At 64.4% G+C, this 22,366-nt stretch carries 21 protein-coding genes; 6 read left to right on the plus strand and 15 right to left on the minus strand.

Annotated features, from left to right (window positions below; translation table 11 throughout):
- The 4 genes from C41B8_RS16725 to C41B8_RS16740 all read right to left on the minus strand — a co-directional run.
- Positions 1–294 (minus strand): IS110 family transposase (locus tag C41B8_RS16725; protein WP_037340827.1); only part of this gene is annotated, 294 nt, incomplete at its 3' end.
- A 466-nt stretch (positions 295–760) separates the two neighbouring features.
- Positions 761–3,283: a heavy metal translocating P-type ATPase gene (locus C41B8_RS16730; protein WP_037340829.1), complete on the minus strand. Its 2,523-nt coding sequence runs from the start codon at positions 3,281–3,283 to the stop codon at positions 761–763.
- Between the two features lie 90 nt (positions 3,284–3,373).
- Positions 3,374–3,676, minus strand: coding sequence for a metal-sensitive transcriptional regulator (locus tag C41B8_RS16735; RefSeq protein ID WP_037340832.1), 303 nt, complete (start codon positions 3,674–3,676; stop codon positions 3,374–3,376).
- Positions 3,676–3,876: a CopZ family metallochaperone gene (locus C41B8_RS16740; RefSeq protein WP_037340877.1), complete on the minus strand. Its 201-nt coding sequence runs from the start codon at positions 3,874–3,876 to the stop codon at positions 3,676–3,678. Before C41B8_RS16740 ends, C41B8_RS16735 begins: the two co-directional genes overlap by 1 nt.
- 159 nt (positions 3,877–4,035) lie before the next feature.
- On the opposite strand from C41B8_RS16740, the gene C41B8_RS16745 reads away from it, so the two are divergent.
- Positions 4,036–4,770 carry a DUF4396 domain-containing protein gene (locus C41B8_RS16745; protein WP_037340834.1) on the plus strand — a complete coding sequence of 245 codons (735 nt, stop codon included), beginning with the start codon at positions 4,036–4,038 and terminating at the stop codon, positions 4,768–4,770.
- Positions 4,771–5,155: 385 nt separating this feature from the next.
- On the opposite strand, the gene C41B8_RS19825 is transcribed toward C41B8_RS16745, so the two are convergent.
- Positions 5,156–6,340: a GGDEF domain-containing protein gene (locus tag C41B8_RS19825; protein WP_051883700.1), complete on the minus strand. Its 1,185-nt coding sequence runs from the start codon at positions 6,338–6,340 to the stop codon at positions 5,156–5,158.
- A 277-nt stretch (positions 6,341–6,617) separates the two neighbouring features.
- Here C41B8_RS19825 and C41B8_RS16755 point away from each other — a divergent pair, with 277 nt between their 5' ends.
- Positions 6,618–7,307 carry a DUF3891 family protein gene (locus C41B8_RS16755; RefSeq protein WP_156962577.1) on the plus strand — a complete coding sequence of 230 codons (690 nt, stop codon included), beginning with the start codon at positions 6,618–6,620 and terminating at the stop codon, positions 7,305–7,307.
- A 319-nt stretch (positions 7,308–7,626) separates the two neighbouring features.
- Here the strand turns inward: C41B8_RS16755 and C41B8_RS16760 are convergent, their stop codons facing one another.
- The 10 genes from C41B8_RS16760 to C41B8_RS16805 form a co-directional block, all read right to left on the minus strand.
- Complete coding sequence (locus C41B8_RS16760) at positions 7,627–8,214, minus strand: LysE family translocator (RefSeq protein ID WP_037340839.1); 588 nt, start codon at positions 8,212–8,214, stop codon at positions 7,627–7,629.
- Between the two features lie 107 nt (positions 8,215–8,321).
- Positions 8,322–9,176, minus strand: a complete 855-nt coding sequence (locus C41B8_RS16765) for an AraC family transcriptional regulator (protein ID WP_037340881.1) — start codon at positions 9,174–9,176, stop codon at positions 8,322–8,324.
- A gap of 102 nt (positions 9,177–9,278) precedes the next feature.
- Positions 9,279–12,095 (minus strand): putative bifunctional diguanylate cyclase/phosphodiesterase, encoded by a 2,817-nt coding sequence (locus C41B8_RS19830; RefSeq protein ID WP_051883701.1) that lies wholly within the window; start codon positions 12,093–12,095, stop codon positions 9,279–9,281.
- Between the two features lie 36 nt (positions 12,096–12,131).
- Positions 12,132–12,614: a prepilin-type N-terminal cleavage/methylation domain-containing protein gene (locus C41B8_RS21040; RefSeq protein ID WP_037340841.1), complete on the minus strand. Its 483-nt coding sequence runs from the start codon at positions 12,612–12,614 to the stop codon at positions 12,132–12,134.
- Positions 12,615–12,847: 233 nt separating this feature from the next.
- A complete protein-coding gene (gene dgoD / locus C41B8_RS16780) occupies positions 12,848–13,996 on the minus strand; it encodes a galactonate dehydratase (protein WP_037340843.1) in 1,149 nt (382 codons plus the stop codon).
- A 15-nt stretch (positions 13,997–14,011) separates the two neighbouring features.
- Complete coding sequence (locus C41B8_RS16785; RefSeq protein WP_037340846.1) at positions 14,012–14,641, minus strand: 2-dehydro-3-deoxy-6-phosphogalactonate aldolase; 630 nt, start codon at positions 14,639–14,641, stop codon at positions 14,012–14,014.
- A gap of 28 nt (positions 14,642–14,669) precedes the next feature.
- Complete coding sequence (locus C41B8_RS16790) at positions 14,670–15,620, minus strand: 2-dehydro-3-deoxygalactonokinase (RefSeq protein ID WP_037340848.1); 951 nt, start codon at positions 15,618–15,620, stop codon at positions 14,670–14,672.
- Positions 15,621–15,743: 123 nt separating this feature from the next.
- Positions 15,744–16,829, minus strand: coding sequence for an AbrB family transcriptional regulator (locus tag C41B8_RS16795; protein WP_084189158.1), 1,086 nt, complete (start codon positions 16,827–16,829; stop codon positions 15,744–15,746).
- Between the two features lie 158 nt (positions 16,830–16,987).
- Positions 16,988–18,079, minus strand: a complete 1,092-nt coding sequence (locus C41B8_RS16800; protein WP_037340853.1) for an AbrB family transcriptional regulator — start codon at positions 18,077–18,079, stop codon at positions 16,988–16,990.
- Positions 18,080–18,099: 20 nt separating this feature from the next.
- Positions 18,100–18,666, minus strand: coding sequence for a hydrolase (locus tag C41B8_RS16805; RefSeq protein ID WP_037340856.1), 567 nt, complete (start codon positions 18,664–18,666; stop codon positions 18,100–18,102).
- A gap of 77 nt (positions 18,667–18,743) precedes the next feature.
- On the opposite strand from C41B8_RS16805, the gene C41B8_RS19835 reads away from it, so the two are divergent.
- From C41B8_RS19835 to C41B8_RS16825, 4 genes are all read left to right on the plus strand, one after another.
- Positions 18,744–19,370, plus strand: coding sequence for a TetR/AcrR family transcriptional regulator (locus tag C41B8_RS19835; RefSeq protein ID WP_051883702.1), 627 nt, complete (start codon positions 18,744–18,746; stop codon positions 19,368–19,370).
- 97 nt (positions 19,371–19,467) lie between these two features.
- Positions 19,468–20,382 carry a beta-keto acid cleavage family enzyme gene (locus tag C41B8_RS16815; protein WP_037340858.1) on the plus strand — a complete coding sequence of 305 codons (915 nt, stop codon included), beginning with the start codon at positions 19,468–19,470 and terminating at the stop codon, positions 20,380–20,382.
- Positions 20,379–21,368 (plus strand): 3-hydroxyacyl-CoA dehydrogenase NAD-binding domain-containing protein, encoded by a 990-nt coding sequence (locus tag C41B8_RS16820; protein ID WP_037340861.1) that lies wholly within the window; start codon positions 20,379–20,381, stop codon positions 21,366–21,368. Before C41B8_RS16815 ends, C41B8_RS16820 begins: the two co-directional genes overlap by 4 nt.
- 25 nt (positions 21,369–21,393) lie before the next feature.
- The gene (locus C41B8_RS16825; protein ID WP_037340863.1) at positions 21,394–21,858 is read left to right on the plus strand and encodes a thioesterase family protein; all 465 of its coding nucleotides are present in this window, start codon (positions 21,394–21,396) and stop codon (positions 21,856–21,858) included.
- Positions 21,859–22,366: the final 508 nt, after the last annotated feature.

The following is a 22,366-nucleotide window of genomic DNA, read 5'->3' on the forward strand; positions in this document are numbered from 1 at the left end:
GCCCAGACTCTTGGCAAAATCCCGAATGTGCGCCGGATTGATTACGGAGACCTGGGCACCGGCCGCATGGAGCGTCTGGGCTAGCGCTTCGTGATAGACGCCGGTGGCCTCCATGACGACGTGGATATCCGACAGCGGCCGGCCCGTCTGGTGCTCCACCCAATCCTGCAAGGCGGCGAACCCGGCCGCATCGTTGTTCCAGACCTTGGTCTTGATCTTGCCGGTCGCTGGATCCCGGAGCCAGGCGCCATCGAGCTTGCGTTTGCTGACATCGATACCGATATAAGCGGTCATCTCGCGCGTTCTCCTTGTTCGTGCAGCCTCACCGCCTCTGGCGGGGGCTTGGATACCATTCAAACTATCGAGATGAAATCGACCGGGGGCATGATCTAACGCGCAGGCTATGGGCCTCAGGGCGTGTGGATGCTCACCCGGCCGAGCACAGTGGACTGGTAGCTAATCAGCCCACCGGGGCAAGACACAAGGGCGTGTTGAGGTTTCGTGCGAGTCCGCGCCAAGCGCTGTTTTGCGGCAAGACGAGGCGTAGCGAACGCGGCGTAGTTGTTCTACGCGAGAGAGCTATAACGCTGTATTGCCGCAAAACAGCGCTTGTCCCTTCGGGTTGGGCCGCAAATCGCGCCCGGCGGCGTTGCGAGTCTGGGTCGTGGCACGCCACGACGCGGCGACTCGCGCCTTGCCGGACACGATTTGCGGACGCCAACGCGGCGCTCGGACGAAACCTCAACACGCCCTAGCCGAATCAGGCGGCCCGAGACACGTCGCCAGGCTCGCTTCGAGCCGGCTCGACGCTGTCGGAACGCGTCGCCACCGGCGCCAGAACGGCTGTAAACCGACGCAGCCGCAGCGAATTCGTGAGCACGAAGATACTCGATACGCTCATCGCCGCGGCGGCGATCGCCGGATTGAGCAGCCAGCCCGTCAACGGATAGAACACGCCTGCAGCCAACGGAATCAACAGCACGTTGTAGCCATAGGCCCAACCGAAATTGATACGGATGGTGCGCATGGTGCGGGCCGCCAGCGCGAGCGCGTTGACCACGCCCGACAGATCCGCCCGCATCAGCACCACATCGCCGGCTTCAATGGCGATATCCGTGCCACTTCCCACGGCGATGCCGACCTCGGCCTGGGTGAGCGCCGGCGCGTCGTTGATGCCGTCGCCCACGAACGCCACGATGCGGTCGTCGCCCTGCAATCGCTTGATCTCGTCCGCCTTGGCCTGCGGCATGACGCCGGCGACCACGCGATCGATACCGAGTTCGGTCGCAATGGCACGCGCGGTAGCTTCGTTGTCGCCGGTGAGCATGGCGACCTCGACGCCGCGTTCGTGCAACGCCGCCACCATGTCGGCAGCCTCCGGCCGGGCCGGATCGGCCACGGCGAGGAGCGCGGCCAACTGGCCGTCGATCGCCACATACAACGGGGTGCGCGCGGCTTCCGCCAAGGCCTTGGCCCGATCGGCGAGCGGCGCATGATCGATGCCGAGATTTTCCATGAACCGCGCCGCGCCGATCTGTACCGTGCGATCGTCGACCACCGCTTCGACGCCCTGCCCGGTATGGGTCGTGAAATCGCGGGCTTCCGGCACGTTGGCGCCGTCGGCTTCGGCAGCCTTAACGATGGCCCGGCCGATCGGATGCTCGCTGACCGCCTCGACCGCAGCAGCCATGCGCAGTACATCGTCACGCTCGAACCCGGCCATGGTTTCGAGCTCGGTCAACGACGGCGCGCCTTCGGTCAGTGTCCCGGTCTTGTCGAGCACAACGGTATCGACCCGGGCCAGTTGCTCCAGCGCCGTACCACGCCGGAACAGCACGCCCATGGAAGCACCACGCCCGGTACCGACCATGATGGCCGTCGGCGTGGCGAGGCCCATCGCACAGGGGCAGGCGATCAACAACACCGACACGGCCGAAACGAAGGCCAGTGCCAGCGCCGGGCTCGGGCCAAAGATCAGCCAGCCGATGAATGTCACGGCCGAGACGGCCATCACGATCGGCACGAACACGCCCGCGATACGATCGGCCACCGCCTGAATCGCCGGCTTTTCGCCCTGGGCTTCTTCGACCATGCGAATGATGCCCGCGAGCACCGTATCGCCGCCGACGCCGGTGGCTTCGATTTCCAGCACGCCGTCGCCATTCACCGTGCCGCCGATGACCTCGGAGTCGCGCTGCTTGGCCACCGGCACCGGCTCGCCCGAAATCATCGACTCGTCGACATAGCTTTCGCCGTCGACCACAGTGCCGTCCACGGGCACCCGTTCGCCCGGTCGGATCGCTACGCGATCGCCACGCGCGACGTCGCCGACGTCGATTTCACGCCATTCGCCGTCGCGCTGGACGCGGGCGGTTTTCGACTGGAGCTTCATCAGTCCCTGGACGGCCTGCGAGGTTCGGCCGCGGGCCAGTGCTTCCAGATAGCGACCGAGCAGGATCAGCGTCACGATCATGCCGGCCGCATCGAAATAGGTATGTGCTGAGCCGGCGGGAAAAATTGCCGGCGCGATCAACGCCACCAGCGAATAGAAATACGCGGCGTTGGAGCCGATCATCACGAGACTGTTCATGCCCGGCGCGGCATGCTTGAGCTCGCCCCAGCCGAGTTGATAGAAACGCCAGCCGGCGTAGAACTGGACCGGCGTCGCCAGAACCAGCTCGAGGATCGTCCATGCGATCGGCGGCGCGACCGCATTCATCGCCGATGCCACGCCCGGTACCATGTGGGCCATCGCGATTACGAACAGCGGGATCGTGAACAGGGCCGCCAGCCGCAGCGAACGCTTGAGTTGCGCGGCGTCGGAATCCTCGTCGCCGACCGTATCCTGATTCCCCGGTGCGTCGAGCGAAACCGGCGTATAGCCCGCCTTCTCGACGACAGCGAACATCGCGTCGCGATCCACCTGAGCCGGCAGATAGCGCACCCGCGCACGCTCGGTGGTGAGATTGACCGTGGCCTCGATCACGCCGTCGAGCCGCGAAAGCTTCTTCTCGACCCGCGACACACAGGCGCCGCAGGTCATGCCATCGACGCGGAATTCGGTCTCCTCGGCGACCGGCGTATAGCCCGCCCCCTCGACCGCGGCGAATACCGCCGACACGTCGGCGGCGCTGTCGTCCAGGGTGACGCGGGCGCGCTCGGTGGCGAGGTTGACCGAGGCGTCATGCACGCCTTCGACCTTGCGCAGCTTTTTTTCCACGCGGGCCACACAGGCCCCGCACATCATGCCGTCGATGCCGAATTCCAGCGTCTTGTCGCTCATGTCGATCTCTCGAATAGGAGTGGCCGGTACGCCGCCGCGGCGCTACGTCCGAGGCCTGTCGACACAGCTTGCCGACGGGCCGTCGCGTCATCAGCGATACTTCAGAACGTCCATCAGCTCGGCCACGATGGCGTCTTCGTCACCGCGCTCATGCGCCGTGACCACGTGATGCTTGAGATGACCGCGCAGGATCAGATCGCCGGTCTTGGCGAGCGCGCCCTGCACAGCCTTGATCTGCTTGAGCGCATCGACGCAGTAGACGTCATCGCGCTCGAGCATGCGCAGCACGCCGTCGACGTGACCGCGAATCGACCGCAGCCGGGCCGTGGCGTCTTCGCGCACGGCCGGCTCGATCGCTAGATGATCGCAGCATTGCTTGTCGGAATCCGCCATTACGCCATCGTGGCTTCGTAGCCTTCCTCGCGCACGGCGGCCAGCAATGCCTCGGTATCCGCATCGCCTTCGATCTTCGCGATACCGGAATTCAGATCCACGTCGACGACACGCTCCACGCCGTTAACCTCGGCCAACGCCTCGTTGACGGCCGCCACGCAATGCTGACAGCTCATGCCTTCGATCTTGAGTTCGGTCATCTCGTCCTCCTTGGCTTGATCCACCCCACGGGGGGTGGGGTATCCTCAGGACAAAAGCTTAGGCCTCGTAAGGCGCATCGTCAAATCGAATACGGTCAATCCGGCCGCTATTCCACATGCGCTCCCGCGGGCCATCATTTTATAAAGGATCAATCGCTTATGACGCTTACCGTCATTTCCTGGATCGTCATACTGCTGGGTATCGTCACCGCAGTCGCCATCGCGATCGACTGCTACCAGCGCCCGCAGCATATGAACGTAATGAACGTTACCTGGCCGATCACCGGGCTTTATTTTCCGGTGGTCGGCTGGTGGATCTATGCCGTGATGGGCCGCCCGGATGGCATGCCGCGCGACGGCAGTGATCACGATCACGGCGGACATGACCACAGCGGACATGACCACGGCCATGACGATGACGGCGGCTGCGGTCATCATCACGCGCCCAAGCCGAAATGGCAGAGCGTGTTCGTTGGCGTCACCCATTGCGGCGGCGGCTGCACCCTCGGCGACTCGGTCGCGATTCCGATTGTCGCGCTGACCGGCTTCACGGTCGCCGGGTCGATCCTGCTGGGCCATTTCGCCGCCGAGTTCGTCGCAGCCTATCTGTTCGGCATCCTGTTTCAGTTCCTGCCGGCGATGAGCATGGGCGAGACCAACCCGTTCAAGGCGCTGGTCAATGCCATCAAAGCCGATACGCTATCGCTGATCTCGTTCCAGATCGGCATGTATGGCTGGATGGCCCTCGCCTCGCTCGTGCTGCTTCCTGAAGAGCCGAGCGCCGGCACGCCGGTATTCTGGTTCATGATGCAGATCGCGATGGTGATCGGCTTCGCGACGGCTTACCCGGCGAACTGGTGGCTGATCAATCGCGGGATCAAGCACGGCATGTAGCCGACAGCCGCCGCGATCAAAGCGGCGGCGGGCACCCTAGGGCGTGTTGAGGTTTCGTGCGAGCGCCGCGTTGGCGTCCGCAAATCGTGTCCGGCAAGGCGCGAGTCGCCGCGTCGTGGCGTGCCACGACCCAGACTCGCAACGCCGCCGGGCGCCCCTGGTTAATTTTTAATGGGCGGCCCAACCCGAAGGGACAAGCGCCCTTAAATTAACGACACGACGGCAATCCAGCGTTATAGCTCTCTCGCGTAGGTCCACTACGCCACGTTCGCTACGCCTCGTCTTGCCGCAAAACAGCGCTTGGCGCGGACTCGAACGAAACCTCAACACGCTCTAAGGCCGCATTCCATTCGGCGCCAAGCGCGGGCAGTCTTGCCCGCGTGGCTCAGGCGCGGCTAATACCCGCGCCATAACGGCCTTCAACCCCGACGGCGCTCGCCGGCCGGTCGCGCACGCAATTGCGCCCGGCCTGCTTGGCCGCGTAGAGCGCCAGGTCGGCCCGATGGACCAGATCATCCAGATTGTCCGCCGAATCGAGCGCTCCCAACGCATAACCCACCGAGATACTCACCATCGCGCCCACGGGCGATGCATCATGCGCGATGCCCAGCCTGCGAACCGCCGATCGCATTCGCTCTGCGCGTTCGGCACCGACCTCCGGGCGGTCCGTATCGATGATCACCAGGAATTCTTCACCGCCCCAACGCGCCAGCACCTCGCCATCACCTGCCAGCGTGTCACTCAAGCAACGAGCGACCCGGCACAGGCAGCGGTCGCCCGCCAGATGCCCATAGTGATCGTTGTAGCGTTTGAAATAGTCGACATCGGCCAGCACCACCACACAGGGCCCGGATAGTCCGGCCAATGCACGGCGCAGCCCGCGACGGTTGAGAACCCCCGTCAGATCGTCGTGATGGGTCAACCGGTCGAGCTCACGCGCGTTATGTTCGCTCGCGCGCATGGCTAGGTAATTGACGCGCTCGCGTTGCTCCAGTCGCCAGCAGCCGAACAACGCATACATCGCGGCGACGGCTTGTACCAGCGCCATCCAGAACTGTTCGGCCGGTGCCGCGGCCGAAAACAGCGCGTTGCCCACGGCCACCGTCGCGACCGTCGCCACACAGCCGGCCACGCAATAAGGAAACCGCAGCTGGATAGCGGCGGCCATCAGAAAAGGCTGCAGCGCAATCGCGGTCTGAATGATCCAGAGATAACGCGCATGGGCATACAGGCTCAGAGTTTCGGCCATAAGCACCCAGCACAACACGCCCGCCATCATCACGCTTTCGCGTACGAAGACACCGGGCTTGCGCCGCAATACCAAGATACAGCCCAGACTGAATAGATCGACGGCCAGGGTCGCCAGAACCACGATCGTCGCGTTGTCGAGCAAGGCGTATAGTCCGAGCGCCCCGACATGCGTCATCGCCAGCTGCAAATAACCGATACGACGGTATCGATAGCGTCGGGCGCGCACGGTGGCGCGCTCGAATTCCGCTTCCAGGGCGGGCTCGAATGCCAGCTTGAGTTGTCCGAACCAACGGGCTACCGCCGCGTGCCAGCACCTCATCACATCCCCCGATCATGATCGTCGCGCCCGATCGCTCCCGTGCCAGGCTCGCGAAGCGCTGCAATGCAAGTATCGCAATCGACGCCCTACCCGGTTTATATCGGCCCGAGCATCGGGAATTGCACAGCAAAAACGCGATCCCCGCATCGTTAATTGGTCGGCTATCGCACGCTACGAACCGTTGTGCAACGGCCTGCAATCCGCCGTATGTCCACAGCACCGCGGGCACGATGCGTTATGGTCGGTTGGGCACACCAACCGAGCGGCGTGACCGCCCATGTTTCGATCTCATCACCGTGACCGCATTCTGCCCCAGTTCGAGCACTCCCTTTTCAGCGGCCTGCTCGCGATGCATTGGGGCAATGCGCGTTTCGATCGCCCCGCACTCGATTTCGAGCGTTTTGCCCGGGGCGTCGCCCTTCACGACTGGCATTACGGCCCGCTCGACAATCACCCGCTTGGCGACTACGACCACGCCGAATGGCAGGCTATCGTCGAGCGCGGCGTCGTCATGCATTACGATGATCCCATCACCGATGCCGTCGCCAAGCGCCACTTACGCCGACTCATCGGCACGCCGGAAACCCAGGATATACAGACGCTGCTGGATCGACTGAACGAGCGAATCGCGGAACGGCGCGCACAAACCCCGTATTCCGACGCCGACTTCGAATGGGCCGATCGCATCACCCAGTTTTGCGATACGGTCGCATTCAGTCTCGGGTTCGAAAATCTCGGCTGGCACAAAGCCTCGGTCCATGCCCGGCGCGACGACGACAGCGAAACCGAGATCGCGTACCAGATCACATCGGAGGGCACACTCCGCTTCGAACCCTGGCCGTTCTCCCTGCCCAAGTTTGGGATGCCATTGACCCGCTATGAATCGTCCGGCTATCCGGATCGACTGCAACCGATCGTGACGTTCGTGCGCTGTATCGCGGCCGAAGAAGCCGGCGCCGCCGAGTGAGCACGATACTAGGGTCTATTGAGGTTTCGTGCGAGTCCGCGCCAAGCGCTGTTTTGCGGCAAGACGAGGCGTAGCGAACGTGGCGTAGTGGACCTACGCGAGCGAGCTACAACGCTGTATTGCCGCAAAACAGCGCTTGGCCCTTCGGGTTGGGCCGCAAATCGCGCCCGGCGGCGTTGCGAGTCTGGGTCGTGGCACGCCACGACGCGGCGACTCGCGCCTTGCCGGTCACGATTTGCGGACGCCAACGCGGCGCTCGCACGAAACCTCAACAGACCCTAGCGGCCCGCGTCACCCGGGCCCGCGATGCCACCCGACGTCAGACCAACAGCGAAACGCCGGCCGCCACAATCAGGAGGACGGCCATCGTGCGGTTGAACAGACGCCTCTGGGGCGGCGTCCGCAGCCAGCCGATGCCATAGGAACCCAGCGCGGCCCACGACGCCACGCCTGCGATGCCCACGATCAGAAACACTACGGCACGCCAGGTCGCGCCGGCCGGCCCGAGGCTGTCTGGCGCGAACACGCCGACGACGGCCAGCGCCATCATCCAGGCCTTGGGGTTGACCAGCTGTAGCGCGGCGCCCGTCAACGCCCCGGGCGCCCGGTGATCATCGTCGCGGGAGGAAACCGGATCGCCGGCACTGCGAAAAAGCTGCCACGCCAGCCATCCGAGCCAGACGATGCCCACCGCCGACAGCAGATGATGAATCATGGGGTGCGCACGTAGCGGTACCGCCAGGCCGAGCCCTGCGGCCCAGACCATACCGGCAACGCCGCTCGCCGCGCCGATCACCAACGGCAGACTGGCGCCGAAGCCACGTCGGGCGCTGTTGGCCATGGCCAGGATATTGGTCGGCCCCGGCGTGAAGGACGCGACGACCGCGAACAATGTGAAGGCGATCACGACGTCGCACCATCGGCCGACGTCACGGTAAGCACGAATAGAAATGAACGCATGGGCTGTCTCGCGCACTGTGGAATAACCTGGCACGAGAATGCGCGGCGCGGTGTCTAGTCGTCTGTAATATTCGTGCAGCGCCGCCGATATGCGGCGGGGCTCAAGCGATAGGCCCGCCGGAACCAGCGCCCCAGATGTGATTGGTCGGCGAATCCCAGCGCGGCTGCGATCTCGGCCGGTTCGTCGCCAGCCATCAGGCGCCGCCGGGCGCGAACCACCCGCAACTGCACCAGATAAGCATGCGGTGGCATGCCATAGGCCGTCTTGAAGGCGCGGCTCACCCGGAAGCGGCTCACGCCCAGTGCTGCGGCCAGATCATCCAGACCGACGTCTTCGCCGACATGGGCATGCAGATAATCACGCGCCGAGCGCGCCAGCATCGGCGGGTCGTCCGGCGCCGTCGCCGGCAGGCGCCAGTTGACGTGTCGCCCGAGCGCGAGCAGCAGATCGTCGAGCGCGGCCTCGCGGGCCATGCGCGGTTCGCGCTCGTGCAAGGCACCCACCGCTCGATCGATCGCCGCCACCAAGCGCGGGTCTCCCGCCAGCGTGGCGTTGAATGTCGGTTCGACGCTGGCCGGGGCGTCGTCGGCCAGTCGCTCGAGCCAGGCATCGAACCACGCGGGCTCGATATACATCGTGCGGTAGGTAAAGCCGCCGGCCTCGGGCGCATTGCCGTCATGAATCTCGCCGGGTGCGAGCAAAAACGCCTGACCGGGCGTGCTCACGTTTTGTCGCCCGCGGCAACGAAACTGCTGGACGCCGGCTTCGGTGGTCCCGAACAGATACACATCGTGCCAGTGCGGATCGTAGGCATGACCTTCGAAATGCGCACGCAACGTCTCGATGCCGGTCGCGTGATCGCGATTCAGCTCGATCCAGTCGTTAGTCGTCGCAAATGTCTGCGCCATGGTCATCGATCGATGAAGTCCGTCTCTGCAACCCCAAACTAGCCGCGGGCAAGCCGCCCTGGCTAGAACGTTCGTGCATGGGCTCGAACGGGCCAGCCCCGGTCAGCGGCGGGCACGCGACGTATCAGCGGCGCGCTCGCGACATCGAGGCAACTCCGGACGATGATAATCGTACAACTGGGCGGGCAGCACGGGGCGGCTCATGTAAAAACCCTGGGCCAGATCGGCGCCCGCCTCGCGCACGAAGCTGTATTGACCGGCATTCTCGATGCCCTCGACGACCACCCGTCGCCCGAGCGCATGCAGCATGCGGATCATGGCATCCACCATGGTGGCGGCCTCACTCCCGGCCACCTCCGCGCCCTGGGCGAAGACGCGATCGATCTTGACCGTGTCGACCGGCAACTCACGCAGATAGCTCAGCGACGAATAACCGGTGCCGAAATCGTCCATGGCGAGATGTATGCCGCGCGCGCGCAGTGCATGCGCGATCCGTGACGCTGCATCGAGATCGGCCAGCAGGAGGTTTTCGGTGATCTCGATCTCCAGGCAGGCAGGGTCGATGCCGCTTTCGGCCAGCGCGCTGTCCACCGCGACAAGAAAACCCGGGGCCCAGAACTGGCGCGGCGAGACGTTGACCATCACCCGCGCCGGTGCACGCCCATCGGCACCGAAGCCGGCCGCCATCTGGCGTGTCGCCTCGCGCAATACCCATTCGCCCGCTTCGACGATCAGACCACTTTCTTCCAGCGCCGGCACGAATTCGCCGGGCGAAACCACACCGCGCTCCGGATGCTGCCATCGCAACAACGCTTCCGCGCCGCCGATGTCCCCGGTCTCCGGGCAAATCAGCGGCTGATAGTGCAGAAAGAATTGATCTTCGGCCAAGGCCTGCCGCAGCTCGCGTTCGAGCTGTATGCGGCGCCGGATGGTCTCGTTCATTCGGTCTTCGAAAAATACATGGCAACCACGGCCGGCCGCCTTGGCTTCGTACATGGCCGCATCGGCGTTGGCCAACAGTTGTTCCACCGTATCGCCGTCGCCCGGGTACATGGCGATGCCGATACTCGCGCCGACTCGATATTCGATCGATGCCACGGTATATGGCTCGCTCAACACCGCGATGAGGTGCTCGCAAACCCGGGCGACCTCCTCGATCCGCTCGACATCGGATAACAGCACCACGAATTCGTCGCCGCCCCAGCGCGCCGCGGTGTCGATGTCTCGCAATATGCCGTGAATGCGCTCGCCCGCCAGTCGGAGCAGTCCATCCCCGGCGCTGTGCCCGGCCGCATCGTTGACGTTCTTGAAACGATCCAGATCGACGAACAGTACGGCAAAGCCGCGCTCGTCCTGGCGTGCATGCGCCTGCTGCGTATCGGCGCGGTCCATGAACAGCTGACGATTGGGCAGACCGGTCAAGGCGTCGAAATGCGCCTGACGATACAGCTGTTCGCTACGGTGGCTCGCGGCCAGCGCGACCGCCATGCGATCCGCGACCGCTTCCGCTTGGCGTCGATCATTCTCCACTGGAACCGAGTGCTCGTCATACCCAAGCAGCAACAACGCCCAGAGGCGGCCCTGATCGCGCGCGGGCAGTACATCCACTCGGGCCACGCCGAGCTCGGCAATATGTCGTAAAGGGGCGGGCACGGGCGCATCGGCATGCGCCTGCCACACGCTCGGCGTGGCCTCCTGCTGTTTCAGGCCCGCGTCGCCCAGCGCGACCCGCGCGATTTCAATCGGCGCGCCAGTGCGGGTGCGACAGCGATAACTGTCGGCCACGTAAGGCAGGTCCGGATCAAGTGCGATCAGGCCCACCGCCTGAGCGGTCACAATGCGCGGCATCTGGGCCAGAATACGTTCGAGCACATCACCGACATCGGACGCCGCCAGAATATGCCGGTCCACGGCGGCCAGCGTATCCAGCATATGGAATTGCATGCCCAGCCGGGCTGCCATCCCGTTGATCGAATTGGCCAGGCTCTCGAATTCGTCGCGGCTGTCGATATCCACCCGGGTATCGAACTCCCCCCGCGCAATGGCCTGCACGCCCGAATGCAGCTTGCGCAGCGGTCCGCTGACCCGCCGGATCTGCATCAGGCCGACAAGCCCGGCAAACAACAGGCTCAACAGCAGCAACAGCGGCATCAGCCAATAAAACGTATGCGCGGAACGACCGACGTACCGCATGGGCTGCAAGGCCACGATGCGCCACATCGGCGACTGAAAACTGCTCTGCAGAAACAGATCCCAGTGCGTAAACAGCATCGACTCGCTGCCCAGACGCACGCGGGTCCGGTCGGGATTGGAGGTGACAATGAAAACATGACGGGCGTCAGGGCAATTGAGCGATTGCCCGCGTTCGACGGTAAATACGCAGAACCGTGTCCGAGTCGGCCAGGTCCCAACGCCGCCAAGAATATTGTCGAGTGCCAGACGGCCGATCGCGACGCCTGTATGCCGTCCTTGGCCCACTGTGACCGCCATATCCACCACGCCCGGGGACACGACGTCGACCACCGGCTTGTCTGTTTGTCGACGCGCCCGTCTCGCCAGTGCGCGAAAATTCCGGTCCGACAACTGGCCGCGTACCTGATCGACACGCATCGCCCTACCCTCACCCGAGATGTAGGCGATGGCGGTAAAGGGCGAGTTCGACTCGCGCTGCGTATCGTCTTTCCACAAACCGAAATAACGCAGACGATCGGCGGCCATGCTCAGCCGGTCGAGTATCGCCATCCCTTCGTTACGGCTGCTTTGGCGTAGCCGGCCACTGGCCTGGTCCAACATGACCTGACTGATGTTGAAATAGGCGAGAGGCCCCAGAATGAGCACCGGTACGCCCGCCGCGATCATGAACCGCAGGAACAGACGTCGCGCGAACATGCCGCGAAAAGCCGCGAGCGTCAGGCGCATCGTCGAAAGCCTGCCGCGGCCAATCGTGGCGATACGCTAGTAGTCGGTTGCCAGGCCCACGAACTGCCCGTTGTTTGCGCGTACGATGTCATCACGGCTCGCCTGAGCGGTCAGCGGCGTACGGCTCTCGCCGTCCTTACCGTCACTGTACAGATCATAGTCGGTGTTCAGCGGCACCAGATTGCGATCCTTGCGAACCTTGCCGTGTCCATGAATATCCGCGCCAGCGATACGCAGATAGTGGTAGGCATGCCCCCATGGATCCAGCCGTCCCGCTTGTCCAATATCGGCCAAGCTGTCGGGAAGTTGATCCGTGGTCGCCTGATAACGCGCAATCAGGTTCTCGATATCACGGATATCCGCGATGGCATCGGTGCGATTGATTCGATCGCGGTAATCCTCATACCTGGGGTAAGCAATCGCCGCAAGGATGCCGACGATCGTCACCGCGATCATCAACTCGATCAGGCTGAAACCCGCGATCGTTCGATGCTGAGCGACTTTCCACACACGATTCATAGCTCTACATCTGCCCTGGCCGGGCTTGGCTCCCGGCTCTCAACCGGCGGGTGTGAAAATCTGAAGAATATCGCCCGCTACGCGATAACAGATGTCGCTGTCGGCCGCTATCCCCCCGGAGCGGGGCTGACCACGCGAGACTCCACGAACTTCATCCAGAACGCAATAGTGGAAAATACGTAGATAAACCTTCATCTTACACGCGTGCGAGCGTACCTCTGGAGTGTAAAACGCTACCACTCGGCAAAACTGCCGTCGGCATGACGCCAGATCGGATTGCGCCAACGATGGCCGATCTCCGCCCGCTCGCGGACGTAATCCTCGTTGATCTCCACACCCAGCCCCGGCCCATCGGGGATAGTCACGAACCCGTCCTCGTAGGCAAAGACTTCGGGGTTGGTGATGTAGTCGAGAATATCGTTCGACTGGTTGTAGTGAATGCCCAGCGACTGTTCCTGGATGAACGCGTTGTAGGCCACCGCATCGATTTGCAGATTGACCGCGAGTGCGATCGGCCCCAGCGGACAATGCAGCGCGAGTGCGACGTCGTAGGCCTCGGCCATGGCCGCGATCTTGCGTGTCTCGGTGATGCCGCCGGAATGCGACGGGTCGGGCTGGATGATATCGACATAGCCGCCCTCGAGGATCGGCTTGAAGTCCCAGCGCGAGAACAGGCGCTCGCCGAGCGCGATCGGCGTGCTGGTCAGCCCGGCCAGCTCGGGCAGCGCCTCGTAATGCTCGGACAGCACCGGTTCCTCGATAAACATCAGGTTGTACCGTTCAAGCTCGCGCATCAGCACCTTGGCCATCGGCTTGTGCACGCGGCCATGAAAATCCACGCCGATGCCGAAGTTCGGCCCAACCGCCTCGCGAATCGCCGCCACGTTCTCCAGCACGCCGTCGACCTTGGCGTGATTGTCGATGAACTGCATCTCTTCCGAGGCGTTCATCTTGATCGCGGAAAAGCCGAGATCGGCGCGCTCTTTCGCCATCGCCGCGGTATCCCCCGGCCGGTCACCACCAATCCAGGAATAGACCTTGATGCGCTCGCGCAGCTTGCCGCCGAGCAATTCATGCACGGGCACGCCCAGGGCCTTGCCCTTGATATCCCACAGCGCCTGATCGATCCCGGCCAGCGCGCTCATGTGGATCGGCCCGCCGCGATAGAACCCGCCGCGATACAACACCGTCCAGTGATCCTCGATCCGGCGTGGATCGGTACCGACGAGATAGTCGGACAGCTCCTCGACCATCGCCGCCACGGCCGCCGCGCGGCCCTCCACCACCGGCTCGCCCCAGCCGACGATGCCCTCGTCGGTGGAGATCTTGAGAAAGCACCAGCGCGGCGGAACGAGAAAGGTTTCGAGCTTCGTGATTTTCATGAAAAACCTTGGAAATCAGGATTGAGCGGCAACGTGCTGCCAGGCCGAAGCAAACGCCCGCGCATTCTCGGCCACGGTATCGGCGTCCATGCCCGCCTTGTACAGGGCCGAGCCGAGGCCGAAACCGGTCGCACCGGCGGCCACGAACTCGGCCATGTTGTCGGGATTAATGCCACCTACCGGCATCAACGGCACGTCGGGCGGCACCACCGCGCGCCAGGCCTTGACCACCTTCGGCCCCATCGCCTCGGCCGGGAACAGCTTCAGCGCATGCGCGCCGGCGTCCAGCGCGGCAAAACCCTCGGTGGGCGTCGCCACACCCGGCGCGCTCGCCAGACCGGCGCGCACGGTGGCCTCGATAACGGACGCCTTGGCGTTGGGCGAAACGATAATCCGTCCGCCGGCATCCGCGACCTGGCCGACCTGTTCCGGCTGCAATACGGTGCCGGCGCCGACCAGGGCCGCATCGCCCAGTTTCGCCGACAGTTTTTCGATACTCGCCAGCGGGTCCGGCGAGTTCAGCGGAATCTCGATCACGCGGAAACCGGCCTCGAACAGCGCGTCGCCGACGGCTTCGATCTCGTCAGGCTTCACGCCGCGCAGGATCGCGATCAGCGGCAGGTCTTTGAGGTAGTCGTTGAGCATGACAGCGCCTCCGGCGCATTGAATTCGATCAATAGGTCAGCAGGCCGGCCGCCTCGGCGATTCGCCAGAGACCGATGCGGGCCGCGTCCGGAATCTCGGCAACGTCCTCGATGCCGAAACGCGCCAGCGCGTGGCGATAACGTCGACACAGCGCGTCGTCGCCGATCAAGCGCAGCGGCGGCACCTCGTCGACGCCGGTCAACGCACTGCGCAGTTCGTCGCCGATGAGCAGGCCCGAGAGATAGTCGGGCGTGGCTTCGGCCGCGATCTCGCCGGCAAGCATCCGGCTGCGGGCGGAAAACAGAATCGAGGACAGCCCGGCAGCCCCGGCCTCGCGCGCGGTGTCCACGCCCAGCTCGAACGCCTTGTCGTCCGTTACGCCGTCACGATCCGCCGCCGGCTTGCCGAGAATGGAATGGTGCTGCAGCACCGCAAACAGTTCGCCGGTCATATAGGTCGCGAACGCGGCAAGACGATGCTCGGCGATATGGACCCACTTGCAATGGGTGCCCGGCAACACCAGCACGCCACGCTCGGCCAGTTCCGGGGCCGCGGAGAGCGCGCCGAGCACCTGAGTCTCTTCGCCGCGCATCACATCGGGCCGCACGCCGGGACCGGAGGGCTGCATCACCCCCGGCACCACGCGCAGCGACACCGGGTCGGCGTCGATCGTCAGCAGGCGATCGGCGAGCACCGACAGCTCGGCCGGGCAATCGACGTACTCGGCCTCGGCCCAGCCGCCCCGGCTGCCGATCATGCCGCAGGCCAGCGCCGGCAGCTCGCCGTGTACGGCGATCCAGTCCCCGACGATCTCGCGATAGACACCGGCGAAGTCGCCATCTTCGACCTGCATGATGCCGCGCTTCGCCGCGTGCGCATCGATCACCTCACCCTCGTCGCCCAGCAGCCAGGCGCGCAGCGACGAAGTGCCCCAGTCGAGCGCGATCAGGCGCGCGGTATTCAAGGATTTGTCGTCCATACGAGATAGTTTACTCAGCATACAAAGGCAACGCGAAGCACGCCGTGCATGACGCTGCCCGCGGCCGGCGCATGCCGCGTTGTGTCCGCGGCGCGCCGCGCCGTTGAACACGGCCGTGAGCCGTCATGGGCGCTGATCGACCGCGGCGTAACCGCTCCAACGGGTTAACAGCCGAGCGAAGAACGGCCCGGTGATCATCACCGCGAAGAATCGCGCCAGCTGCATCGCCATGATGTAGGCCACGTTCACGTGCGTGGCGCTGGCGATGATCGCCACCGTATCGGCCCCGCCGGGGCTGGTCGCCAGAAAAGCCGTGAGCGGTTCGACCCCGGCGAAGACCACCAGCAACACGGCGATGCCGCCGCACACCGCGACCAGAATCAGGATCGACGCAATCACCGCCGGCAACGCGCGAACCGCATGCGACAGCGTGGTGCGCGTGAACCGCATGCCGATCCCCCAGCCGACAAAGGCGAAACTCACGGCCAGCAGCGGCAACGGCAATTGTAGGTCGAGGCCAAGCACGTTCTGCGCGAGGGCCGCGACCACGATCGCCGTGAGCAGCGGCCCGGCAGGCGTGCGCAACAGGCGTGCGATGCTGAACCCGAGCGCCACGATCAACAACGTGCCGGCGAACGCCGGCAGGCTGACCGGCCACCAGGCCTCACTCGTCGAGCCGTGCGTCGCCGGCGCCATGATCGCCGCCAGAATCGACGCCGAAGACGCCACGATCACCACGCGCGTGTACTGCATGAACGCGACCAGCCTCTGGTCGGCGCCGTAGGCCTCCGACATCAGCGTCATCGCGACCGCGGCCCCGGGCGAGACGCCCCAGATCGCCGTGGGGCCCGGCAGCACCTGCCAACGTGTCAGCAGCCAACCGATCACCAGGCTCACCGCAATCACCGAAAACACCCCACCCACGAACACCGGCCACTCGTGGCCGATCTCGGCCAGAATCGGCAGCGTGATGGTCTGGGCGATCAGGCAGCCGATCACGGCCTGGGCGAGCTGGAACGGCACGCGCGGCACGCTGACCGCCCCGCCGCCGACCGACAAGCCAATGGCGGCGATCATCGGGCCGAGCAGGAATCCGGCCGGCAGGCCCAGCCAGCGCAGGCACGCCCCAAGCGCGCCCGACACTGCAATCAGCAGCATCCAACGCACCATCGCGGGCCACGGCTCCATGCGATGAGGCAACGACGTCATGAACCGCTGCGGTCGTGTCGCGACGCCACGGATCGCAACCGTCTTTCGATGTCGAACATAGGTGCGCGGGCAAAATCAGGTCGCGCAGATAGTGCGCTTGATTGCCCAATACAGCAATCGAAGCGATCGACCCGCCGGGCATTGGTCCCGGTTCGGGCTCAGTCCGGCTTGGTCCGGGATGGTGCCTTGGAAACCGCACCATAGCCGGCCAAGCGCGATAGCCCACGCGCCAGCCAGGGCCCGACGAGGATCAGAAACCACGCCCGCGCGATTTGCATGGACATCACATAGGACACGTCCACATGGCTACCGCTGGCAATGATCGCGACCGAACTGGCCCCGCCCGGGCTAGTCGCCAGATAAGCCGTCAGCGGGTCCAGCCCGAACTGCCAGACCAGCAGCGCGGCCAAACCGCCGCAGGCGATCACCAGTAGCAGCGTGGATAACAGAATCGCCGGCAGCGCATGCATGGCAGCGCGCAGCGTCTGGCGGCGAAACTGCAGGCCAATGCCCCAACCGACGCAGCAATAGCCGAAGATCAGCAACCATTCGGGCAGATCGATATCCAGAAGATGCAGGTTCTGCAGGATCGCGCCGGCCACCATCACGGCCATCAACGGCCCGGCCGGGATACACAGCCGCCGGGCGGCGAAACTTGCCGCCGCGATGAACACCAACGTACCGACCAGCGCGATCCAGTCAGGCGTTGCAGGCAACAGCTGGAACGATAAGCCACTGCCTTGCGCCGCCGGCAGCGCGAATGCCGCCACCCCGGCGGTCAGCACCGACACCACGATCACCCGCAGATACTGCGTGAACGCCACCAAGCCGACATCGCAGCCGAAATCCCCGGCCATGATCACGAGCGCCGTGGCCGCGCCGGGCAGCGTGCCCCAGATCGCGGTGGGGCCGGGGAGCACCTGCCAGCGAGTCAGCAGCCAGCCGACCCCCAGACTGAACAGCACCACGGCCAGCACACCAGCGACAAACACCGGCCAGTCGCTGGCGATCTCAGCCAGCAGTTTGGGCGTGACGGCCTCGGCGATCAGACAACCGACGACGCCCTGCGCCCAGTCGAACGGTAATCGCGGCATATGGATCGGCCCGACGCCAACCGTGACCGCGATCGCCGCCGCCATCGGCCCCAATAAAAAGGCACCCGGCAGACGCAACCAATCCAACCCAACGGCCAATATCGCCGAAAGGAAGACCAGCAGCGTCCAGCGGAACAAGCCCCGTCGCCTCGTCATGACACCGGCGCGCGCGAGTTTCAGTCGATCAATTCGAGCGCGGCGGCATTCGTCACCCGAGCCAGTCGCGGAAAGATTTTCGCAATCGCCATGTCGTGCATGGGTTTCGACATCGTAGCGCAGAGATCTTCGGGCACCACGACGTCGTAGCCGTGTTCCCAGGCATCGCGAACCGTCGATTCCACGCCGAAATTTGTGGCGATGCCGCCGATCACGAGCGTCGAAATGCCGCGCCGGCGCAGTTGCAGGTCGAGCTCGGTGCCGTGGAATGCGCCCCACTGGCGTTTGACGATCTCCAGGTCGCCCGGCTGCATCACGCCATCGACGAAACGCACGAAATCCGCCGGCACGCCGCCTTCGGGTAGCTGCAGCGGTTCGTCCACGTTGGCCGGCGGGGTATCGCCGAGATCGTCATGCCACGACACCCGTACGTTGATGACCAGTGCCCCCGCCTGGCGAAATCGCGCGGCCAGCGCCCGGGTATCCGCAACGACCTGCTCGCCACTGCGCGGCGCCAGCTCGCGCCCGACGATGCCTTGCTGTAAATCGATCGAGAGGAGCGCGGTATGACCAGAGTTCAGCTGCATGACGAAACCTCGGAAATGATGGAAAGATGCCGAGACGGAGATATGATAGGACTGTCTCGCAAAACCAGTATTTGAGGATGTCCTCGCAAAAGTCAATAGACCCGCAGCGCGAACCCGTCCGGCCACAGCGCAAACGCGGTAAGGAACGGGTTGCCGCGATTGTGGCCGCAGCGCTGGAATTGTTCGCCGAGCGCGAATACAGCGCCGTCACGATGACCGAAATCGCCGAGCGATCCGGAACCGCGATCGGTTCGCTGTATCGGTTTTTCCCGACTAAGGAACATGTCGCCGACACGATCCTCGAGCGCTTCGGCGATGCCATCGACGAGGCCTTCGAAAGCTGTGTCGTGCATGCGCGAGAGCAGTCGGTCGAACAAACCGCGACCGAACTCGTACAGCGCATCGTCGCGCTCGGGCCATATCGCGCGGCCGGCTCGGCATTGGCCGATGCATTCGACCGAACCGATGAACCCACCATGGCAGCGATCGAACGTATCCGAAGCAGCATGCGCAACGGCATCGCCAGCGTCCTGCACGCGATCGACCCGAATCTGTCGGATTCGAACATAGAAGCACGCTCACTGGCCGTACTCGCGCTGCTCAAGGGCGCCGGCGCGATCATGCAACGTCACGCCGACCGACAATCGCTGCTGGAAACCGAACTCGCCCATATGCTGGCGCTCTACTTGGCCCAGCCCGCGTAACCGGCGTCGCATAGAGAACAGACATTGTCGCTTTGAGTCGAAAAGAATCGATCAACGCCGCGCATACTGGCGCTCACGTTCCACCGGCGAGCTGTTCATGAATACCGACGTCATCCTCACCTGCGCCGTCACGGGCGCGGGCGATACCCGGGCGAAGAATCCGAAAGTTCCGGTGACTCCGGCCGAAATCGCGGCGGCGTGCCTGGATGCCGCCCGGGCCGGCGCCTCGATTGCCCACGTGCACGTTCGCGATCCGGAAACCGGCGCCCATAGCCACAAGGCCGAATATTTCCGCGAGATCGCCGACCGGGTGCGGGATGCCGAAACCGACATCGTGCTCAACTTCACGGCGGGTGGCGGTGGCGATCTGTTTCCCGAACTGACTGGCACCGAAGGCGAGGACCGCCAGATCCGCGCGGCCGCTGGCTCGGATCTGCAGTCACCGTCTGAGCGCCATGCGCCGATCGCTGAAATGCTGCCGGAAATCTGCACGCTGGATTGCGGCAGTCTCAATTTCGGCGACATGGTCTATCTGAATTCGGCCGACTGGCTGCGCGAGCACGCCACCCTGGTTCAGGCCGCCGGCGTGAAGCCCGAGCTGGAGTGCTTCGATCTCGGCCATGTCTGGTTCGCCCGCCAGCTGATCGACGAAGGGCTGATCGACGGCGATCCGCTGTTCCAGCTGTGTCTCGGCATACCCTGGGGCGCCGAAGCCGATCCGCAAACCATGCTCGCCATGCGCGACAAGCTGCCCGCGAACGCCCACTGGGCCGCGTTCGGCATTGGCCGGATGCAGATGCCGATGGTGGCTCAGGCCATGATCGCGGGCGGCCATTGTCGCGTCGGTCTGGAAGACAACCTCTATCTCTCGAAAGGCGTGAAGGCGGACAACGCCGGACTCGTCGACAAGGCACGCGGCCTCATCGAAGCGCTGGGCGGCTCGGTCATGAACCCGCAGGCCACGCGCGATCATCTGGCGCTGCGCGGCGCAACCACGGGGAGTGCAGCATGAGCGCATCGATCGAAAAGAACGTCACCGTCCCCCGGCGCGTTGCCATCGTCGGCACGGGGGTGATCGGCTGCGGCTGGGCGGTTCGTGCCCTGGCTGCCGGCGCCGAAGTCGTCGCCTACGATACCGATATCGAAACCGCCCGGCGCCGGCTCGCCGATACCATCGACATCGCCTGGCCCTCGATGGAAAAACGCGGACTGGCCGCGCGTGCGGACCGTCAGAACTGGCGCGTGACCGACGACCTCGACGACGCGGTCGCCCACGCCGATCTGGTGCAGGAAAATGTGCCCGAGCAGCTCGAACTCAAACAGGAAGTGCTGTCGAACATCGACGGCGCGACGCCGCCGGACACGCTGATCGGCTCGTCGACTTCCGGCATCAAGCCCACCGATCTCGCCGCCGGCTGTGGCCATGCGCCAGAGCGGATATTCGTCGCCCATCCGTTCAACCCGGTGTATCTGCTGCCGCTGGTGGAACTCGTCGGCGGCGACGCCACTACGCCCGAAACACTGGACGCCGCCCAGGCCGTCTATCGCGGACTCGGCATGCGCCCCCTGGTAGTACGGCGCGAAATCGAGGGCCATATCGCCGACCGCCTGATGGAAGCGCTCTGGCGCGAGGCGTTGCATCTCGTCAACGACGGCGTCGCCACCACCGAAGAAATCGACGCCGCCGTGGTTTACGGCGCTGGCCTGCGCTGGTCGCTCATGGGTACGTTTCTCACCTTCCACCTGGCCGGCGGCGAACAAGGCATGCGCCACATGCTGGAGCAGTTCGGCCCGGCCCTGAAACTACCCTGGACTAAACTGGAAGCGCCGGAACTCACCAATACACTGATCGAGCGCGTCGTGGCCGGCTGCGAGCACCAGGCCGCGGGTCGCTCCATTGCCGAACTCGAACACCGGCGCGACGCGTTCCTGACCGACCTGCTCGCACTCGTCGAGCAATACTGGCCGGAGTCCGAACGGCTGCCCGGCCGTATCTGAACATCACCGCTTCCAACAGGCCCGCATGGATCACATCATTCTGAACACCCGGGTCGCCCCCGAATGGGTCGACTACAACGGGCACATGAACGACGCCGAATACGCCCGCGTCTTCTCCTATGCGGTCGATGCGTTCTGGGAAGCGATCGGGCTGGACGAAGCCGCCCGCGATGCCACCGGCGTCACCACCTTCACCCTCGAATCGCATATCTGCTTTCTCGCCGAATGCCCGGAGGCCGAGCCGCTGACCGTGAAGCTCGCGATTCTTGATCGCGACGCCAAACGTTTTCACCTGTTCTTCGCGCTCTATCGCGCCGACGACACCCTGGCCGCCACCAGCGAACAGATGCTTATGGCCATCGATCGCGAGACCCATCGCGCCACCGCCTTCCCGGAAGCGGTCGCGAGCGCCGCCGACCGATATGGCCACCGGAACCCGTCGGCTTGGCCGCCGCAGGCAGGACGGACGATTGGGATTCGGCGTCGCTAATCCGCCGATTTTATGAGGCCCACCGTTGCGGGCCTCAAGATGTGTTCGATACAGATTGCAGCGTCGGACGCTGGCAATAAACGTTCGAAGCCGCGCATCCATGTACAAAGGTGTAACCCATGTATGTGGACACATCATGTTGCGCCACTCAGTCGTAGCGGCGCCGCACACTCGCGTGCCCCAAATTCAGACACGGCCCGCGAGGCCTGGGCGTCGCGCCTGTATTGCCGCCCGTCTGAGGCGACGGAGACGCGCAGCGGCGACGGGTGTCCGGCGCATCGCGCCGGGGCGGCAAGGTGTTTGAGGGCCGCCAAAGCGGCCCGAGTTTTTGCCGCATCCCGTTGTCGCGAGCAGCGGAGTGGACCGGCGTAGCCGGCGCCGATGCGGGTGCTCTTTTCTTGGTTCCTTCTTTTGAGCAAGCAAAAGAAGGGACTCGCACATCAGTGCGAAACCAAACTCGCCCCACCCCGTAGCTCTAATCATGGGCTGCCGCTCCAATCGTTCGCGC

This window comes from Salinisphaera hydrothermalis C41B8 (assembly GCF_000732535.1).
Lineage (GTDB): Bacteria > Pseudomonadota > Gammaproteobacteria > Nevskiales > Salinisphaeraceae > Salinisphaera > Salinisphaera hydrothermalis.

Excerpts from the sequence above, each read along its gene's own strand:
- C41B8_RS19825 (WP_051883700.1), bottom strand. The coding sequence starts at position 6,340 with ATGAGGTGCTGGCACGCGGCGGTAGCCCGTTGGTTCGGACAACTCAAG.
- C41B8_RS16795 (WP_084189158.1), bottom strand. The coding sequence starts at position 16,829 with ATGACGTCGTTGCCTCATCGCATGGAGCCGTGGCCCGCGATGGTGCGT.
- C41B8_RS16745 (WP_037340834.1), top strand. The coding sequence starts at position 4,036 with ATGACGCTTACCGTCATTTCCTGGATCGTCATACTGCTGGGTATCGTC.
- C41B8_RS19835 (WP_051883702.1), top strand. The coding sequence starts at position 18,744 with ATGTCCTCGCAAAAGTCAATAGACCCGCAGCGCGAACCCGTCCGGCCA.
- C41B8_RS16730 (WP_037340829.1), bottom strand. The coding sequence starts at position 3,283 with ATGAGCGACAAGACGCTGGAATTCGGCATCGACGGCATGATGTGCGGG.
- C41B8_RS16815 (WP_037340858.1), top strand. The coding sequence starts at position 19,468 with ATGAATACCGACGTCATCCTCACCTGCGCCGTCACGGGCGCGGGCGAT.
- C41B8_RS16740 (WP_037340877.1), bottom strand. The coding sequence starts at position 3,876 with ATGACCGAACTCAAGATCGAAGGCATGAGCTGTCAGCATTGCGTGGCG.
- C41B8_RS16785 (WP_037340846.1), bottom strand. The coding sequence starts at position 14,641 with ATGCTCAACGACTACCTCAAAGACCTGCCGCTGATCGCGATCCTGCGC.
- C41B8_RS16765 (WP_037340881.1), bottom strand. The coding sequence starts at position 9,176 with ATGGCGCAGACATTTGCGACGACTAACGACTGGATCGAGCTGAATCGC.
- C41B8_RS16805 (WP_037340856.1), bottom strand. The coding sequence starts at position 18,666 with ATGCAGCTGAACTCTGGTCATACCGCGCTCCTCTCGATCGATTTACAG.
- C41B8_RS21040 (WP_037340841.1), bottom strand. The coding sequence starts at position 12,614 with ATGAATCGTGTGTGGAAAGTCGCTCAGCATCGAACGATCGCGGGTTTC.
- C41B8_RS16735 (WP_037340832.1), bottom strand. The coding sequence starts at position 3,676 with ATGGCGGATTCCGACAAGCAATGCTGCGATCATCTAGCGATCGAGCCG.
- C41B8_RS16755 (WP_156962577.1), top strand. The coding sequence starts at position 6,618 with ATGTTTCGATCTCATCACCGTGACCGCATTCTGCCCCAGTTCGAGCAC.
- dgoD (WP_037340843.1), bottom strand. The coding sequence starts at position 13,996 with ATGAAAATCACGAAGCTCGAAACCTTTCTCGTTCCGCCGCGCTGGTGC.
- C41B8_RS16790 (WP_037340848.1), bottom strand. The coding sequence starts at position 15,620 with ATGGACGACAAATCCTTGAATACCGCGCGCCTGATCGCGCTCGACTGG.
- C41B8_RS19830 (WP_051883701.1), bottom strand. The coding sequence starts at position 12,095 with ATGCGCCTGACGCTCGCGGCTTTTCGCGGCATGTTCGCGCGACGTCTG.
- C41B8_RS16825 (WP_037340863.1), top strand. The coding sequence starts at position 21,394 with ATGGATCACATCATTCTGAACACCCGGGTCGCCCCCGAATGGGTCGAC.
- C41B8_RS16800 (WP_037340853.1), bottom strand. The coding sequence starts at position 18,079 with ATGACGAGGCGACGGGGCTTGTTCCGCTGGACGCTGCTGGTCTTCCTT.
- C41B8_RS16820 (WP_037340861.1), top strand. The coding sequence starts at position 20,379 with ATGAGCGCATCGATCGAAAAGAACGTCACCGTCCCCCGGCGCGTTGCC.